The sequence below is a fragment of the Achromobacter sp. SX5 genome, assembly GCF_056711425.1.
Genome location: NZ_CM160041.1, coordinates 4,828,263 through 4,845,220, shown reverse-complemented (window position 1 = coordinate 4,845,220; position 16,958 = coordinate 4,828,263). Strand labels below are relative to the sequence as shown.

Below are 16,958 nucleotides of genomic sequence, written 5' to 3'. Positions count from 1 at the left end.
AGCGAGAGTGGACCGTCATGCCCGTACTGCGCCGCACCAAAATTGTCGCCACCCTGGGACCCTCGACTTCGACGCCGGAACGCATCGAAGCCATGATCCGCGCCGGGCTGGACGTCGCCCGTCTCAACTTCTCGCACGGCAGCGCGGACGACCACCGCGCACGCGCCCGGCTGGTGCGCGAGATCGCCGCCAGCCAGGGCCGCTTCGTGGCCATCATGGGCGATCTGCAAGGGCCCAAGATCCGCATCGCGCGCTTCATCGACAAGCAGGTGCAGCTGCAGGTGGGCCAGCCTTTCACGCTGTCGCGCGCGCATCCCAAGGAGGCCGGCACCGCCAGCATCGTGGGCATCGATTATCCGGAGCTGGTGCAGGACTGCCGGGTGGGCGACGAGCTGCTGCTCGATGACGGGCGCGTGGTGCTGGTGGTCGACCGGGTCGAGGGCGACGAGGTCCACACCACCGTGACCGTGGGCGGCCCGCTGTCGAACAACAAGGGCATCAACCGGCGCGGCGGCGGCCTGTCCGCGCCCAGCCTGACCGACAAGGACCGCGTCGACATCAAGCTCGCCGCCGAGATGGAGCTGGACTACGTGGCGGTGTCGTTTCCGCGCTATGGCAGCGATATCGAAGAGGCCCGCACGCTGCTGGCGGCGGCCGGCAGCCAGGCCTGGATCATCGCCAAGATCGAGCGCGCCGAGGCCGTGGCCGACGACGAGGCGCTGGACTCGCTGATCCGCGCCAGCGACGGCGTGATGGTGGCGCGCGGCGACCTGGGCGTGGAAGTGGGCGACGCCGAGCTGGTCGGCATCCAGAAGCGCATCATCCAGCACGCGCGCACGCTGAACAAGGTCGTCATCACGGCCACGCAGATGATGGAGTCCATGATCTCCAGCCCCATGCCGACGCGGGCCGAGGTGTCCGACGTGGCCAACGCGGTGCTGGACTACACCGACGCCGTCATGCTGTCGGCCGAAAGCGCCTCGGGGCAGTATCCGGTCGAGACGGTGCAGGCCATGGCGCGCGTCTGCCTGGGCGCCGAAAAACACCCCACCTCGACCAAGTCGCACCATCGCCTGGGCGAGACCTTCTCGCGCTGCGACGAGACCATCGCGCTGGCCGCGATGTACGCGGCCAACCATTTCCCGGGCGTCAAGGCCATCATCTCGCTGACCGAAAGCGGGCACACGCCGCTGATCATGTCGCGCATCCGTTCGGGCGTGCCGATCTACTGCTACAGCCCGCACAGCGTCACGCAGAACCGCGTGGCGATGTTCCGCGGCGTCTACACCATCCCGTTCGCGCCGTCCGACTACGATCCGGCCGATCTCAGCAATGCCGCCATCGACGAGCTGCGCCGCCGCAACCTGGTGCAGACCGGCGACTGGGTGATCCTGACCAAGGGCGATTTCTACCGCGACAGCGGCGGCACCAACGGCATGAAGATCCTGCTGGTGGACTGAGGCCGCGGCGGCCTCAGCCGAAGAACCAGTAGCACACGCCGATGGCCGCCAGCACGCCGGCCAGGTCGGCGACCAGCGCGCAGCCCACGGCGTGGCGCGCGCGCAGGATGCCCACCGAGCCGAAGTACACCGCCAGCACGTAGAAGGTGGTCTCGGTGCTGCCCTGGACCACCGCCGACAGCAGTGCCGGGAAGCTGTCCACCCCGAAATGCGTCATGGTCTCCAGCATCATGGCGCGGGCCGCGCTGCCCGAGAACGGCTTGACCAGGGCCGTGGGCAGGGCGTCCACGAAGCGCGTGTCCCAGCCGGCCGACTGCGCCAGCCAGCGGATGCCGTCGAGCAGGAAGTCCAGCGCGCCGGAGGCGCGCAGCACGCCCACCGCGCACAGCATGGCCACCAGATACGGCAACAGGCTCTTGGCGATGTCGAAGCCTTCCTTGGCGCCTTCGATGAAGGCTTCGTAGACCGGCACCTTCTTCCAGGCGCCCGCGATCAGGAACGCCAGCAGGATGCCGAACAGGGTCAGGTTGCCCAGCAGCGAGGACAGCGACGCGATGGCGGCGGCCGACATGCCCGCCAACAGCGTCATGAAGCCGCCCATCAGCAGCGCCGCGCCGCCCAGCCACAGCATGACGACCGGGTCGGCCAGGCGCAGGCGCTGGCAGGCCGCCACCGCCAGAAAGCCGGCCAGCGTCGAGGCGCTGGTGGCCAGCAGGATGGGCAGGAACACCAGGGTCGGGTCGGCCGCGCCCTGCTGCGCGCGGAACATGAACAGCGTGACCGGCAGCAGGGTCAGCGACGAGGCGTTGAGCACCAGGAACAGGATCTGCGCGTTGCTGGCGGTCTCGGGCGTGGGGTTGAGCGACTGCAGCTCGCGCATGGCGCGCAGCCCGATGGGCGTGGCGGCGTTGTCCAGCCCCAGGCCGTTGGCCGCGAAGTTCAGCGTGATCAGGCCGATGGCGGGATGGTTGCGCGGCACTTCCGGCATCAGGCGCGCGAACAGCGGCCCCAGCAGATGCGCCAGCTTTTCCACCAGCCCGGCGCCCTCGGCGATGCGCAGAAAGCCCAGCCACAGGGTCAGGGTGCCGAACAGCAGCACCATCACCTCCACCGACACGCGCGCCATGTCGAACAGGCTGGTCACCATCAGGTGGAACACTTCGGGTTCGCCGGCGATCAGCCAGCGGTACAGCGCCGCCGCTGCCGCGGTAAGAAAAAAGCCCAGCCAGAGTTTGTTCAGCATGCGGAAGTTGCCCGGATAGCGATTCGTTGCGCCGCCCATTGTCGCATCCCGACAGGGCTAGGATTGGTCCGAGGGCTGCAATTCTGGTACTTTGGCCCCAAGGGGAGCAACCCGTCACTGCGAGGACCGCTCATGGATTTCAATGCCTGGCGCCGACGCCGCATTTCGGAACCCGCGTACCGCTGGGCGCGCAAGGCGCTGCCGCCGATGTCGGCCACCGAGCGCGAAGCCATTGAGGCCGGCGACACCTGGTGGGACGCGGACCTCTTCACCGGCAACCCCGACTGGCGCAAGCTGCTGGACGTCCCCGCCGCCGCGCTCACCCCGGATGAACAGCGCTTCATCGACGGCCCGGTGGCCCGGCTGTGCGCCATGCTGGACGAATGGGACATCACCTGGACGCGGCGCGACCTGCCGCCCGAGGTCTGGGCCTTTCTCAAGTCCGAACGCTTTTTCGGCATGATCATCCCGCGCCGCTACGGCGGCCTGGGTTTCTCCCCCTATGCGCATTCCGAGGTGGTGCGGCGGATCTCGGCCTATTCCATCACCGCCGGCGTGACCGTCATGGTGCCCAACTCGCTGGGGCCGGGCGAACTGCTGCTGCAGTTCGGCACCCCGGAACAGCGCGACTACTGGCTGCCGCGCCTGGCCGACGGCACCGAAGTGCCGTGCTTCGGCCTCACCAGTCCGGAGGCCGGCTCGGACGCGGCCTCGATGGTGGACACGGGCGTGGTCTGCAGGCAGGTGGTGGACGGGCGCGAACTCGTCGGCATCCGGCTGAACTGGCGCAAGCGCTACATCACGCTGGGGCCGGTGGCCACCGTGCTGGGCCTGGCGTTCAAAATGTCGGACCCGGAAGGCATTCTGGGCGGCCCCGAGGACATCGGCATTTCGGTGGCGCTGGTGCCCACCGACGCGCCCGGCGTGGAGATCGGCCGCCGCCATCTGCCGGCCATGCAGGTGTTCCAGAACGGCCCCAACCGCGGGCGCGACGTGTTCGTGCCGCTGGACGCGCTGATCGGCGGGGCGGGGCGCGCCGGCCACGGCTGGCAGATGCTGATGAGCGCGCTGGCCGCGGGGCGCGGCATTTCGCTGCCGTCGCTGTCGGCCGCCGCCGCCGTCATGTGCGCGCACACCACCGGCATGTACGCGCGCGTGCGCGAGCAGTTCGGCATCCCCGTGGGCAAGTTCGAAGGCGTGCAGGAGCGGCTGGCCGCCCTGGCGGGCAACGCCTATCTGGTGGAGGCCGCGAGGCGCCTGACCTGCGCCGCGCTGAACCAGGACGTCAAGCCGGCGGTGGTGTCGGGCATCATGAAGTACCACGCCACCGAACGCATGCGCGGCTCGGTCAACGACGCGATGGACATCCACGCGGGCCGCGCCGTCATGGACGGCCCCGGCAACTACCTGGGCGCGCTGTATCGCGCCGTGCCCATCGCCATCACGGTCGAGGGCGCGAATATCCTGACGCGCAACCTGATCATCTTCGGCCAGGGCGCGATCCGCGCCCACCCCTACCTGATGCCGGAAATGCTGGCGCTGGCCAACCCCGACGAGGAGCGCGGCATCGCCGTGTTCCATGACGTGTTCTGGCGCCACCTGCGCCATGCGGCGCGCAACGCGCTGCGCGCGATCGGCCGCGCCTGGACCGGCGGGGTGCTGGCGCCCGCGCCGGTCTCCGGCCCCACGGCCGGGCATTACCGCCGGCTGGGCCGCTACGCCGCGGGCTTCGCCCTGCTGGCCGACGCCACGCTGGCGCAGCTGGGCGGCGCGCTCAAGCGCCGCGAGATGATCTCGGCCCGGCTGGGCGACATCCTGTCGGAGCTGTACCTGCAGTCCGCGGTGCTCAAGCGCTGGGAGGACGAGGGCCGCAAGCACGACGACCTGCCCCTGGTGCACTGGTGCCTGGAGCAGGGCTATGCAAGCATCGAGAAAAGCATGGACCAGGTGCTGCGCAATCTGCCCGGGCGCGCGCTGGCCTGGGGCCTGCGCGCGGCCATCCTGCCGCTGCGCCTGGCGCGCGGGCCGGGCGACGCGCTGACGCGCGAATGCGCCGAACTGCTGCTCAGGCCTTCGCCGACCCATGCGCGGCTGGCCGCCGACCTGCAGCGCGAGCCGGGCGGCGCGCAGGCCGGCGACGATCCGGTAAGCCTGCTGACGCGCGCCTTCGCGCTGGCCGACGCGGTGCAGCCGCTACGCGACCGGCTGCGCCAGTCCGGCGTGCGCGACTGGCGCGAGGCGCACCGGCGCGGCGCCATCACGGATACCCAGGCCGCTCAGATCGAGGAGGCCGAGACCGTGGTGTCGCGGGTGTTGCAGGTGGATGATTTCGCGCCGGAGGAATTGACGCCGCCGGACGGCGTCAATCGTCCTGCTTCGGGTCCATGCCCGGAAACAGGATCTCGGTGAATCCGAACTTCGAGAAATCCTCGATGCGCGACGGGTACAGGCGGCCGATCAGGTGGTCGCATTCGTGCTGCACCACGCGGGCGTGGAAGCCCTCGGCCTCGCGTTCGATGAGCTGGCCGTAGGGGTCGCGTCCGCGGTAGAGGATGCGGCGGTAGCGCGGCACCAGGCCGCGCAGGCCCGGCACCGACAGGCAGCCTTCCCAGCCGTCCTCGCGCTCGTCGGACAGCGGCGTGATGACGGGATTGCACAGGATGGTCTGCGGCACCGCGGGCGCGTCGGGATAGCGCTCGTTGCGGTCGAAACCGAAGATCACCAGCTGCAGGTCCATGCCGATCTGCGGCGCGGCCAGGCCCACCCCGTGCGCGGCGGCCATGGTCTCGAACATGTCGTCGATCAGCGCGTGCAGCTCGGGCGTGTCGAAGCGTTCCACGGGCGCGGCCACGCGCAGCAGGCGCGGGTCGCCCATTTTCAGGATGGGGTGGATCATGGGCTGGCCTCTTGGCGCTCAGTCTTCGCGGCCTTTCTTCTCGATGAACTCGATCTTGTAGCCGTCAGGGTCCTCGACGAAGGCGATGACGGTCTTGCCGTGCTTCATGGGGCCGGCCTCGCGCGTGACCTTGCCGCCTTTCTGCTTGACCTTTTCACAGGCCTCGTAGGCGTTGTCCACTTCCAGGGCGATGTGGCCGTAGCCGGTGCCCAGGTCGTATTTGTCGGTGTCCCAGTTGTGGGTCAGTTCGATGACCGCGCCTTCGGACTCGTCTTGATAACCCACGAAGGCCAGCGTGAACTTGCCGTCGGGATAGTCCTTGCGGCGCAGCACGCGCATGCCGAGCACGTTGGTGTAGAAGTCGATGGATTTGTCGAGGTTGCCGACTCGCAGCATGGTGTGGAGCATACGCATGGAGATATTCCTTGTACGGTGGAGAGGCGCGCCGCCTCAGAACTGAGGGAGGGACGCGGGATCGTGGCGCCGCAGGATCTTCTTGGCGTCTTCGAAGCCGGGCAGGATCTGTCCCACTTCGCGCCAGAAGTCCTGACTGTGGTTCATTTCGCGCAGATGGGCAAGTTCGTGCGCGATGACGTAATCGATGATGGCGGGTGCGAAATGAATCAAGCGCCAGTTGAGCATGATGTTGCCGTCGCTGGTGCACGAGCCCCAGCGCGTGGCGGCCGAGGACAGGCGCCAGCGGCGGATCTTCAGCCCGCTGATTTGCAGGAAATGGGCCAGGCGCGCGCCGAACCAGGCGCCGGCCCGCTGCTGCAGCCAGGCCTGGGCGGCGTCGCGGATGCGGCCCTGATCGGCCGACGAAGGCAGCGCCAGCCACAGCGTGTCGCCGTCCTCGGGGGCCTCGGCGTCGCCCGACAGATAGGCCTGGCGGCTGTCGCCGCCCACGCCGATGACGATGCGCTTGCCCAGGTAGGGCAGTTCGCCGCCGGGCTGCCAGCGGGTGTGCGCCATGGCCAGCTGCTGCTTGCGGGAATGCCATTCGCGCAGCTTGGTGAGGATCCAGCGGGATTTTTCGCGCACGGCGTCGTCGACCTGCCCCAGCGTGACCCAGTTGGGGGCGGTGACGCGCAAGCCGTCGTCCGTGACCACGAAGCCGATGCTGCGGCGGCGCGAGCGCAGCAGCACGAAGCCGATGGGCTGCTGCTCGGTCGCGACTTCGCGCCAGCGCGCGCCGGGCGGCAGCGGATCGGGGCAGGGCGTGGGCACGCGCGAGGCGGCGTTGGGAGACAGCGTCAGCAGCGGCTCGCCGGCGGCAGCGGAAGGCTGCGGGGCGCCGGGGTGGAGCGGTTTGGGCGGGACCGGCCTGGGCGCGGACGCGGCGGGTCCGGCGGGCGGCCGCGAGGCGCCTTCGGGCGCGCCTTGCGGCTGCACGTCGAACAGGAGCTCTAGCTGGTCAGGGCTGGACATACCTTTCAGGATTGAGACGCCGCATTTCCCCTTCGATCCAGTCCTGAACCTTCTGGTTCAGTTCCTCGGGGGAGAGTCCCTGGGATTCTATCGCGGGTCCGATCGACAGGGTGACCATACCCGGACGCTTTACGAAGGCGTTGCGCCGCCAGCATTCGCCGGCGTTGTGCGCCACCGGGATGACCACGGCGCCGGTGCGCGAGGCCAGCAGCGCGCCGCCCATCTTGTAGCGGCCGACCTTGCCGGGCGCGACCCGGGTGCCCTCCGGGAACAGCAGCGGCCAGCGGCCTTCGTCCAGGCGGGTCTGGCCCTGCCTGACCACCTGTTCGAAGGCGTCGCGCCCTTTGGCGCGGTCGATGGCGATCATGCGCAACAGCGCCAGGCCCCAGCCGAAGAACGGCACCATGTGCAGTTCTTTCTTGTAGACGAAGCAGACCTCGCGCGGCATATAGGCCGGGAAGAACAGCGTTTCCCAGGCGGACTGGTGCTTGGACAGCAGCACCGCCGGGCCGTCGGGCAGGTTTTCCCAGCCCTTGACCTGCCAGCGGATGCCGCAGAAAAAGCGCGCGCCCCAGATGGCCAGGCGCGGCCAGCCCACCGTCAGCCTGTAGCGCCAGTGCAGCGGCAGCGGCGCCCACAGGATGCAGGCGAAGGCGTAGGGGATGACCGTGACGGCCAGGAACAGGGCGTACAGCAGCGAACGGAGCCAGGCCATCGGGTCAGGCGTCCTGCAGCAGGGCGTCGACCACGGCCGACAGGTCGTCGCACACCCGCGTGTTCTCGGGCAGGCCGCCCTTGGCCAGCGCCTTCCTGCCGTTGCCGGTCAGCACCAGCCACGGCGAGCAGCCGGCCGCCGACGAGGCCTGCAGGTCGCGCAGCGAGTCGCCCACCGCCGGCACGCCGGCCAGGTCCACGTCGTAGCGGTGCCCGATCTGCTCGAACATGCCCGGCCGCGGCTTGCGGCAGCTGCAGTTGTCGTCGGGGCCGTGCGGGCACATGAAGATGGCGTCGATGGCGCCGCCCACGGCGGCCAGTTCGCGGCGCAGCTTGGCGTGGATGGCGGTCAGCGTGTCCATGTCGAACAGGCCGCGCGCCAGCCCGGACTGGTTGGTGGCGACCACCACTCGCCAGCCGGCCTGGTTTAGCCGGGCGATGGCCTGCAGGCTGCCGGGCAGGGCGATCCATTCGTCGGGATTCTTGACGAACGCATCGCTGTCCTGGTTGATGACGCCGTCGCGGTCGAGGATGATGAGTTTCACTGTGCGAGCCTGGAAATGTCTGCCACCTGGTTCATCAGGCCATGCAGCTGCGCCAGCAGGGCCAGCCGGTTGGCGCGCACGGCCGGGTCTTCGGCCATGACCATGACGTCGGCGAAAAAGGCGTCCACCGGCTCGCGCACCTGCGCCAGCGTGCTGAGGCTGCCGGCGAAGTCGCCGGCGGCCAGCTGCGCCTCGGCCTGCGGGCGCAGCGCCGACACGGCGGCGGCCAGCGCTTTCTCGGCGGGCTCGGCCAGCGTGGCCGCGTCGACCGCGCCGATCTCGCCTTCGGCCTTCTTCAGCAGGTTGCCGATGCGCTTGTTGGCGGCCGCCAGGCTGGCGGCCTCGGGCAGCTGCGCGAACGCGGCGGCGGCGCGCACGCGCTCGGCGGCCTGGTGCAGCGGCGGGGTCAGGGCGATCACGGCTTCCACCGCGTTGCGGTCGAAGTCGTTGATGAGCTGGTTGCGATAGCGCTCGTAGATAAAGGCGCGCACCTCGGCCAGCGTGCCGGCCGGGATCTTGCCGGCCGGGAAGGTGCCTGCGGCCAGTTCCAGCAGGCCGTCCAGCGACAGCGGACCGTCTGCGCTGATCTTCAGCCAGCCGCCCGCGGCCAGCTGCTCGAACGCGCTGATCAGGCCGAGCGCCGCGCGGCGCAGGCCGAACGGATCGCGCTCGCCGGTGGGGGCCAGGCCGATGGCCCAGATGCCGACCAGGGTTTCCACGCGTTCGGCGATGAACAGCACGGCGGCGGTCAGCGACTCCTGCGTGACGGGCGTGTCGTAGCGGTTGCGGTACTGGTTGCGCAGGGCCTGCACCACGCTGTCGGGCTCGCCGTCGCCCGCCGCGTAGTACGCGCCCATGACGCCCTGCAGCTCGGGGAATTCGCCCACCATGTTGGAGCCCAGGTCGGCCTTGGCCAGCAGGGCGGCGCGGTCGGCGGCGGCGACGTCGCCGCCCAGCTTTTCGGCCACGCCGCGGGCGATGGCGCGCACGCGCTCGACGCGTTCGAGCTGGGTGCCCAGCTTGTTGTGGTAGACGATGGAGCCCAGCTGCTCGACGCGCGCGGCCAGCGGCGTCTTGCGGTCGGTCTCAAAGAAGAACTGCGCGTCGGCCAGGCGCGGGCGCACCACGCGCTGGTTGCCTTCGATGATGTTCACCGGATCGTCCGTGCGCATATTGCTCACGATCAGGAAACGGTGGGTCAGGCGGCCGGTGGCCGGATCGAACAGCGGGAAGTATTTCTGGTTCAGCCGCATGGTCAGGATCAGGCATTCCTGCGGCACTTGCAGGAACTGTTCCTCGAACTGGCCGACGTAGACCGTGGGCTGCTCGACCAGCGCGGTGACTTCGTCCAGCAGCGCCGCCACTTCCGGGTCGTCGCCCAGGGTGGCGGACAGGCGGGCGGCGTGGTCCTGCAGCTGGCGCGCGATTTCGTCGCGGCGGCCTTCGAACGAGGCCACCACGTTGCCGCGCTCGGCCAGCGTGGCGGCGTAGGCGTCGGCGTCGGTAAAGGAAACGGGGCCGGCGCTCATGAAGCGGTGGCCCAACGTTTCGCGGCCGGCCGCCAGGCCCAGCGCCGACACCGGCACCACGTCGGCGCCGAACAGCGCCACCAGCCCGTGCGCCGGGCGCACGAACTTGACGGTGGTGACCCCGTCGGCCAGCTGGTAGCGCATGACCTTGGGGATGGGCAGGCCGTCGATGGCGGCGTCCAGGCCTTCCTGCAGGCCGGCGGCCAGCTGCGCGCCGGGGGCCGTGCCGCGGGCCACCAGGTAGTCCTGCTTGCCGTCGGACTCGCGTTCCAGCTTGGCGACGTCCAGGTGCTCCAGGCCCTTGGCGGCCAGCTTCTTCTGCAGCGCGGGCGTGGCGCTGCCGTCTTCGGCCAGGCCGATCTTCACCGGCATCAGTTTTTCGGCGTAGGGCTGGTCGGGCGCCTGCGCCAGCACGGCCGACAGATGCACGGCCAGGCGGCGCGGCGTGGCGTAGGCGGTCGCGGCGCAGCCCTCGGCCAGCAGGCCGTGGCGTTCGAGCGTGGCGCGCACGCCTTCGGCAAAGGCCTGGCCCAGCTTTTGCAGGGCCTTGGGCGGAAGTTCTTCGGTCAGCAGTTCGACCAGCAGCGGGCGGATGTTCGTCGTCATTTATGCTGCCTCCCCGGCGGCCTTGTCGCGGCCCAGCATGGGAAAGCCCAGTCGTTCGCGGGAATCGTAATAGGCCTGTGCGACGGCGCGCGACAGGTTGCGGATGCGGCCGATGTAGGCGGCGCGCTCGGTCACGCTGATCGCGCCGCGCGCGTCCAGCATGTTGAAGGTGTGGGCGGCTTTCAGCGCGGCCTCATAGGCCGGCAGCGCCAGCGGCACGTCCATCAGGCGCTTGGCCTCGGCTTCGTAGTCGTTGAAGTGCGCGAACAGCATCTCGGCCGAGGAGTGCTCGAAGTTGTAGGTGGACTGCTCCACCTCGTTCTGGTGGAACACGTCGCGGTACAGCACGCGGTTGCCGTTGGCGCCTTCGGTCCAGACCAGGTCGTACACGCTTTGCACGTCCTGCAGGTACATGGCCAGGCGTTCCAGGCCGTAGGTGATTTCACCGGTGGTCGGGGTGCAGTCCAGGCCACCCACCTGCTGGAAGTACGTGAATTGCGTGACTTCCATGCCGTTGAGCCAGACTTCCCAGCCCAGGCCCCAGGCGCCCAGCGTGGGGTTTTCCCAGTCGTCCTCGACGAAGCGGATGTCGTGCTGCGCGGGGTCGATGCCCAGCGCCTTGAGCGAACCGATGTACAGATCCAGGATTTCGGGCGGCGCCGGCTTCAGCACGACCTGGTATTGGTAATAGTGCTGCAGGCGGTTGGGGTTTTCGCCGTAGCGCCCGTCCTTGGGACGGCGCGAGGGCTGCACGTAGGCGGCGCGCCAGGGTTCCGGGCCGATCGCGCGCAGGAACGTGGCGGTGTGCGAGGTGCCGGCGCCGACTTCCATGTCGTAGGGTTGCAGCAGGGCGCAACCCTGCTTGTCCCAGTATTCCTGGAGCGTAAGGATGATTTGCTGAAAGGTGAGCATAGGATTCTTGGAATTCGGCCGCCGGGCAAGGCCTGCCCTGGGCGTGGGAAACCTGGCATTTTAACTGGCGCCGGGCCGGGCCGCCGGCGGGCGGCGCATGGACGGTTACATTCCTGCCCGCGCGGGGCCGGAAGCAGGGGTCAACCAATGGTCGTATGATTCCGGGTTGAGCCAAGTCTTATATAAAAGCCAGGAACCCGATTCCTCGGAATCCCGAAAAAGGAGCAGCCCCTCATGTCCGACCTGATCAAGGTAGAAGTCACCGACGGCATCCAGATCATCACGATCAACCGTCCCGAGGCCAAGAACGCCATCAACCTGGAAACCGCGCAGGCCCTGGCCGCGGCGCTGGACCAGCTCGACGGCAGCGACGACATCCGCATCGGCATCCTGACCGGCGCCGGGGGCACGTTCTGCTCGGGCATGGACCTCAAGGCCTTCGCCGCCACCGGCCAGCGCCCCTACGTGGACGGCCGCGGTTTCGGCGGCCTGGCCGAACGCCCGCCCAAGAAGCCGCTGATCGCCGCGGTCGAAGGCTACGCGCTGGCCGGGGGCTGCGAGCTGACCCTGGCCTCGGACCTGATCGTGGCCGCCAACAACGCCAAGTTCGGTCTGCCTGAAGTCAAGCGCGGCCTGGTGGCCGGCGCCGGCGGCATGCTGCGCCTGCCGCGCCGCCTGCCGTACCATATCGCCATGGAGGTCATCCTGACCGGCGACATGTTCACGGCCGAGCGCGCCCACGCCTTCGGCCTGGTGAACCGCCTGACCGAGCCGGGCGGCGCCCTGGCCGGCGCGCTGGAGCTGGCCCGCACCATCGTCGAGAACGGTCCCTTGTCGGTGCAGACCGCCAAGAGCATCGTGTCGCAGTCCGGCGACTGGACGCAGGAAGAAATGTTCGACCGCCAGCGTCCGCTGGCCGCCCACATCTTTACCTCGGCCGACGCCAAGGAAGGCGCCACGGCTTTCGCCGAGAAGCGCAAGCCGGTCTGGCAGGGGAAATGAGCCCCTCTTCTTTTCGTTATTTTCTTTAGCCCGTATATAGCCATGTCCGTCATCATCAAAGAAGAAGACTTCATCCAGTCGATCGCCGACGGGATCCAGTTCATCAGCTACTACCATCCGGTGGACTACATCCGCCATCTGGCCCGCGCCTACGAGCGCGAGGAAAGCCCGGCAGCGCGCGACGCGATGGCCCAGATCCTGACCAACTCGCGCATGTGCGCCGAAGGCAAGCGTCCGCTGTGCCAGGACACCGGCATCGTCAACGTGTTCCTGAAGGTCGGCATGGACGTGCGCTTCGACACCAAGCGCACCCTGCAGGAACTGTGCGACGAAGGCGTGCGCCGCGGCTACCTGAACCCGGACAATCCGCTGCGCGCCTCCGTGCTGGAAGACCCGCTCTTCACGCGCAAGAACACCCGCGACAACACGCCCTGTATCCTGCACGTCGAACTGGTCCCGGGCGACAAGGTCGACGTGCAGCTGGCCTCCAAGGGCGGCGGCTCCGAGAACAAGTCCAAGTTCGCCATGCTCAACCCCAGCGACTCGCTGGTGGACTGGGTGCTCAAGACGGTCCCGACCATGGGCGCCGGCTGGTGCCCGCCGGGCATGCTGGGCATCGGCGTCGGCGGCACCGCCGAAAAAGCCATGCTGATGGCCAAGCAGTCGCTGATGGAAGACATCGACATGTACGAGCTGCTGGCGCGCGGCCCGCAGAGCAAGCTGGAAGAGCTGCGCATCGAGCTGTACGAAAAGGTCAACGCGCTGGGCATCGGCGCCCAGGGCCTGGGCGGCCTGACCACGGTGCTGGACGTCAAGATCAACACCTTCCCCACGCACGCGGCCTCCAAGCCCGTCGCCATGATCCCGAACTGCGCCGCCACCCGCCACGCGCATTTCGAGCTGGACGGCTCCGGCCCGGCGCGCCTCGACCCGCCGGCCCTGTCGGAATGGCCGGAAGTGCACTGGGCGCCCGACTACAACAAGTCCAGGCAGGTGGATCTGAACACGCTGACCAAGGAAGAAGTGGCCAGCTGGAAGCCGGGCCAGACCCTGCTGCTGTCGGGCAAGATGCTGACCGGCCGCGACGCCGCGCACAAGCGCATCCAGGACATGCTGGCCAAGGGCGAGCCGCTGCCGGTGGACTTCACCAACCGCGTCATCTACTACGTCGGCCCGGTCGATCCGGTGCGCGACGAAGTGGTCGGCCCGGCCGGCCCCACCACCGCCACCCGCATGGACAAGTTCACCGGCATGATGCTGGAGCAGACCGGCCTGATCGCCATGATCGGCAAGTCCGAGCGCGGCCCGGTCGCCATCGACGCCATCAAGAAGCACGGCTCGGCCTACCTGATGGCCGTGGGCGGCGCGGCCTACCTGGTGTCCAAGGCCATCCGCGGCGCCAAGGTGCTGGGCTTCGCCGACCTGGGCATGGAAGCCATCTACGAGTTCGACGTGAAGGACATGCCGGTGACGGTGGCGGTCGACGCCCAGGGCACCTCGGTCCACACGACGGGACCGAAGGAATGGCAGGCCCGGATCGGCAAGATCCCGGTCGCCGTGGCGTAATTACGGGGCCTTCAACCCGGCGCGGTATGCGGCGATGTCCTGCGGCGATTTGCCCAGGACGTCGCGCAGCACTTCCTCGGTGTGTTCGCCCAGCAGCGGCGGCGCATTGCGGTACCGCACCGGGGTTTCCGACAGGCGCAGCGGGCTGGCCGTCACGGCCGCCTGTCCGCCCGCGGGATGCGGCAGGTCGCGGCGCAGCTGCCGCGCCTCGGCCTGCGGATGCGCGAAAGCCTGCGCGATGTCGTTGATGGGGCCGCAGGGCACGCCCGCGGCTTCCAGTTTCGCGATCCACTCGTCGCGCCGTCCCTGGCGCATGATCGCGGCCAGCATGCCGACCAGCAGCTCGCGGTTGGCGATGCGCAATCGGTTGGTGGCGAAACGCGGATCGTCGCCCAGCTCCGCCGCGCCGATGGCGGCGCAATACGCGCGGTACTGCGATTCATTGCCGGTGGCCACGATCAGATGGCCGTCGCTGGCGGCGAACACCTGGTAGGGCACCACGTTCTGGTGCGCGTTGCCGGCGCGCGAGGGCGCCACGCCGGAGTTGAAGTAATTGGAGTTCTGGTTGGCCAGCATCGCCACGTGGCTGTCGAACAGCGCGATGTCCAGGTGCTGGCCCAGGCCGCTGCGATGGCGCTCGTTGAGCGCGGCCAGTATCGCCACCGTGGCGTACATGCCGGTGATGATGTCGGTCACCGCCACGCCGGCCTTTTGCGGCCCGCCGCCGGGCAGGTCGTCGCGTTCTCCGGTGATGCTCATCAGGCCGCCCAGGCCCTGGATCATGAAGTCATAGCCGGGACGGCCGGCATACGGGCCGTCCTGGCCGAAGCCGGTGACCGAGCAATAGATCAGGCGCGGGTTGATTTCCCTGAGGCTGGCGTAGTCCAGGCCGTACTTGGCCAGCCCGCCCACCTTGAAATTCTCGACCAGGATGTCGCTGGCCGTCGCCAGCTCGCGGATCAGCGCCGCGCCCGCGGGCGTGGCCATGTCGGCCTCGATCGAGCGCTTGTTGCGGTTGGCGCTGAGGTAATAGGCGGATTCCTCGGTGTCGCGGCCCTCGCCATCCTTCAGGAACGGCGGGCCCCAGGCGCGGGTGTCGTCGCCCACGCGCGGACGCTCGACCTTGATGACGTCGGCGCCCAGGTCGGCCAGGTTCTGCGTGCACCAGGGGCCGGCCAGGATGCGCGAAAGGTCCAGCACGCGGATGCCGTCCAGGGCGGGAGCGCGCGTCATGGCCGCAGCTCCGCGGTGCCGTTGCTCAGCACCACCACGTCGCGCTCGCGGGCGCGGGCCAGGAAGCGGATCTGCCCGTCCGGCATGCGCCAGATGTCGCACTGCAGGGTCTCGCCGGGATAGACCGGCGCCGAGAAGCGCGTGTTCAGGCTGACAAGGCGCGAGGCGTCGTAGTCGCAGCAGCTCCTGACGATGGCGTGCGCCGCCATGCCGTAGGTGCACAGCCCGTGCAGGATGGGGCGCGGATAGCCGGCGCGGCGCGCCACTTCCGGATCGGCATGCAGCGGATTGCGGTCGGCGTTCAGGCGATACAGCAGCGCGGCGTTGGGCGCGATGCGCAGCTCGCAGCGCAGGTCCGGATCGCCGTCCGGGGCGGCCGGAAGCGGCGGCGGGCCGGCGTCGCCCTGGCCGAAGCCGCCGTCGCCGCGGCAGAAAGTGCTTTGCTGCAAGGTCGCCAGGCAGGCGCCGTCCTCGCCGTGCAGCGTGCGTTCGGTGACGATGAGCGCGCCCTTGTCCGCACCCTTGTCGATCACGTGGATGTTGCGGCTCCTGCCGACGACCACGCCGCTGGCCGGCAGCGGCGCGTGCAGCGTCAGGCGCTGTTCGCCGTGCACCACCTTGACCCAGTCGATGCCGGCGCGCGGGTCCTGCACCCAGAAGCCGGGATAGCCCAGCACCACGCTCATGGTGGGAAAGGCCTGCAGGCCCTGTTCGTAGACGTAGCGCAGCTGGCCGGCGTCCTCGGGGTCCTGCCCCAGGCCGATGCCCAGCGCATAAAGCATGGCGTCTTTCTCGTCGTAGCGCTGGCGCACTTCGTCGAAGCGCCAGTTCTTCACGGTTGCATAGTCCAGGGGCATGGCGGCCTCAGATGGGGTCCCAGTCGATCACGTCGGGCGAACGCTCCAACGCATAGAAGTGCTTGCGCATCGCGGGCACGGCGATTTCGGCGATCAGTTCGGGCGTCCAGCCCTCGCCGTGGTGCACGCTGCGCAGCGGCCGCGGCTGGCTCATCAGCATGATCTCGTTGGCGCGCACCGCGAAGATCTGCGCCGTGACTTCGCGGGCCGCGTCGCTGGCCAGGTAGACCGCCAGCGGCGCGACCTTGCCGGCCTCCATTTTCTTGAGCTTCTCGACGCGCGCCTTCTCCGCGTCGGTTTCGGCGGGAATCGAGCTGGTCATGCGGCTCCAGGCGAACGGCGCGATGCAGTTCGAGCGCACGTTGTAGCGCGCCATGTCCAGCGCGATGGACTTCGACAGCGCGACGATGCCGAGCTTGGCCGCCGCGTAATTCGCCTGGCCGAAGTTGCCGATCAGGCCGGAGGTGGACGTCATGTGCACCAGCGCGCCGGACTCCTGTTCGCGGAAATAGGGGGCGGCGGCGCGGCTCATGTAGAACGAGCCGTTCAGGTGCACGTCCAGCACCTGGCGCCATTCCTCTTCGCTCATCTTGTGGAAGACGCGGTCGCGCAGGTTGCCGGCGTTGTTGACCACCGCGTCGATGCGTCCGTACGCGTCGATCGCGGTCTGCACGCAGCGGCTGGCGCTGTCGTAGGCGGCGACGCTGTCGGTGTTGGCCACCGCCTGGCCGCCGGCCGCCACGATCTCCCTGACCACCGCCTGCGCCGGGCCTTCCGTGCCGCCTTCGCCCGTCAGCGATACGCCGATGTCGTTGACGACCACCTTGGCGCCGGCCTGCGCCATGGCCAGCGCGATGCTGCGGCCGATGCCGCCGCCCGCGCCGGTAACGATCACCACCTTGCCGGAAACGATACCGCTCATTGAAGCTGACTCCTGTGCCATGTGAAAACAGTTCCGCATCATCCC

General features: G+C 69.0%; 14 protein-coding genes and 1 pseudogene. 4 read left to right on the top strand and 11 right to left on the bottom strand.

What is annotated here, in order from left to right; all coding sequences use genetic code 11:
- Positions 1-17: 17 nt before the first annotated feature.
- Positions 18-1,460 (top strand): pyruvate kinase, encoded by a 1,443-nt coding sequence (pyk, locus tag AC1M14_RS22660; RefSeq protein ID WP_111826390.1) that lies wholly within the window; start codon positions 18-20, stop codon positions 1,458-1,460.
- Between the two features lie 13 nt (positions 1,461-1,473).
- Here pyk and AC1M14_RS22655 read toward each other — a convergent pair whose 3' ends face one another.
- The gene (locus AC1M14_RS22655; RefSeq protein WP_479730503.1) at positions 1,474-2,703 is read right to left on the bottom strand and encodes a nucleoside recognition domain-containing protein; all 1,230 of its coding nucleotides are present in this window, start codon (positions 2,701-2,703) and stop codon (positions 1,474-1,476) included.
- Positions 2,704-2,835: 132 nt separating this feature from the next.
- On the opposite strand from AC1M14_RS22655, the gene AC1M14_RS22650 reads away from it, so the two are divergent.
- Entirely contained in the window at positions 2,836-5,112 is a 2,277-nt protein-coding gene (locus AC1M14_RS22650; protein ID WP_102775473.1) for an acyl-CoA dehydrogenase, read from the top strand.
- Here the strand turns inward: AC1M14_RS22650 and def are convergent.
- The 7 genes and pseudogenes from def to glyQ form a co-directional block, all read right to left on the bottom strand.
- Positions 5,066-5,599, bottom strand: coding sequence for a peptide deformylase (gene def / locus AC1M14_RS22645; protein WP_209166234.1), 534 nt, complete (start codon positions 5,597-5,599; stop codon positions 5,066-5,068). The two genes, AC1M14_RS22650 and def, sit on opposite strands and share 47 nt — an antisense overlap.
- A gap of 18 nt (positions 5,600-5,617) precedes the next feature.
- Positions 5,618-6,013, bottom strand: coding sequence for a lactoylglutathione lyase (gloA, locus tag AC1M14_RS22640; RefSeq protein WP_102775475.1), 396 nt, complete (start codon positions 6,011-6,013; stop codon positions 5,618-5,620).
- Positions 6,014-6,049: 36 nt separating this feature from the next.
- On the bottom strand, positions 6,050-7,027 hold the full coding sequence (locus AC1M14_RS22635) for a M48 family metallopeptidase (protein ID WP_102775476.1): 978 nt from the start codon (positions 7,025-7,027) through the stop codon (positions 6,050-6,052).
- Positions 7,014-7,742, bottom strand: coding sequence for a lysophospholipid acyltransferase family protein (locus AC1M14_RS22630; protein WP_102775477.1), 729 nt, complete (start codon positions 7,740-7,742; stop codon positions 7,014-7,016). The genes AC1M14_RS22635 and AC1M14_RS22630 overlap by 14 nt, the downstream gene beginning before the upstream one ends.
- Before the next feature lie 4 nt (positions 7,743-7,746).
- Positions 7,747-8,346: pseudogene (gene gmhB / locus AC1M14_RS22625) on the bottom strand (D-glycero-beta-D-manno-heptose 1,7-bisphosphate 7-phosphatase); the annotation flags it as partial.
- The gene (gene glyS / locus AC1M14_RS22620; RefSeq protein WP_479730502.1) at positions 8,283-10,421 is read right to left on the bottom strand and encodes a glycine--tRNA ligase subunit beta; all 2,139 of its coding nucleotides are present in this window, start codon (positions 10,419-10,421) and stop codon (positions 8,283-8,285) included. The gene glyS and the pseudogene gmhB, both read right to left, overlap by 64 nt.
- Positions 10,422-11,333 carry a glycine--tRNA ligase subunit alpha gene (gene glyQ, locus AC1M14_RS22615; RefSeq protein WP_102775480.1) on the bottom strand — a complete coding sequence of 304 codons (912 nt, stop codon included), beginning with the start codon at positions 11,331-11,333 and terminating at the stop codon, positions 10,422-10,424.
- A gap of 234 nt (positions 11,334-11,567) precedes the next feature.
- Here glyQ and AC1M14_RS22610 point away from each other — a divergent pair, with 234 nt between their 5' ends.
- Both AC1M14_RS22610 and AC1M14_RS22605 read left to right on the top strand, forming a co-directional pair.
- On the top strand, positions 11,568-12,335 hold the full coding sequence (locus AC1M14_RS22610; protein ID WP_102775481.1) for a crotonase/enoyl-CoA hydratase family protein: 768 nt from the start codon (positions 11,568-11,570) through the stop codon (positions 12,333-12,335).
- A gap of 42 nt (positions 12,336-12,377) precedes the next feature.
- Positions 12,378-13,901: a fumarate hydratase gene (locus AC1M14_RS22605; protein WP_111826394.1), complete on the top strand. Its 1,524-nt coding sequence runs from the start codon at positions 12,378-12,380 to the stop codon at positions 13,899-13,901.
- Here AC1M14_RS22605 and AC1M14_RS22600 read toward each other — a convergent pair whose 3' ends face one another.
- The 3 genes from AC1M14_RS22600 to AC1M14_RS22590 are packed head-to-tail and all read right to left on the bottom strand — an operon-like array spanning position 13,902 to position 16,913.
- Positions 13,902-15,134, bottom strand: coding sequence for a CaiB/BaiF CoA transferase family protein (locus tag AC1M14_RS22600; protein ID WP_209166237.1), 1,233 nt, complete (start codon positions 15,132-15,134; stop codon positions 13,902-13,904). It lies immediately after the preceding gene.
- On the bottom strand, positions 15,131-15,991 hold the full coding sequence (locus AC1M14_RS22595; RefSeq protein WP_479730501.1) for a MaoC/PaaZ C-terminal domain-containing protein: 861 nt from the start codon (positions 15,989-15,991) through the stop codon (positions 15,131-15,133). Before AC1M14_RS22595 ends, AC1M14_RS22600 begins: the two co-directional genes overlap by 4 nt.
- Before the next feature lie 7 nt (positions 15,992-15,998).
- Positions 15,999-16,913, bottom strand: coding sequence for an SDR family NAD(P)-dependent oxidoreductase (locus AC1M14_RS22590; protein ID WP_102775485.1), 915 nt, complete (start codon positions 16,911-16,913; stop codon positions 15,999-16,001).
- Positions 16,914-16,958: the final 45 nt, after the last annotated feature.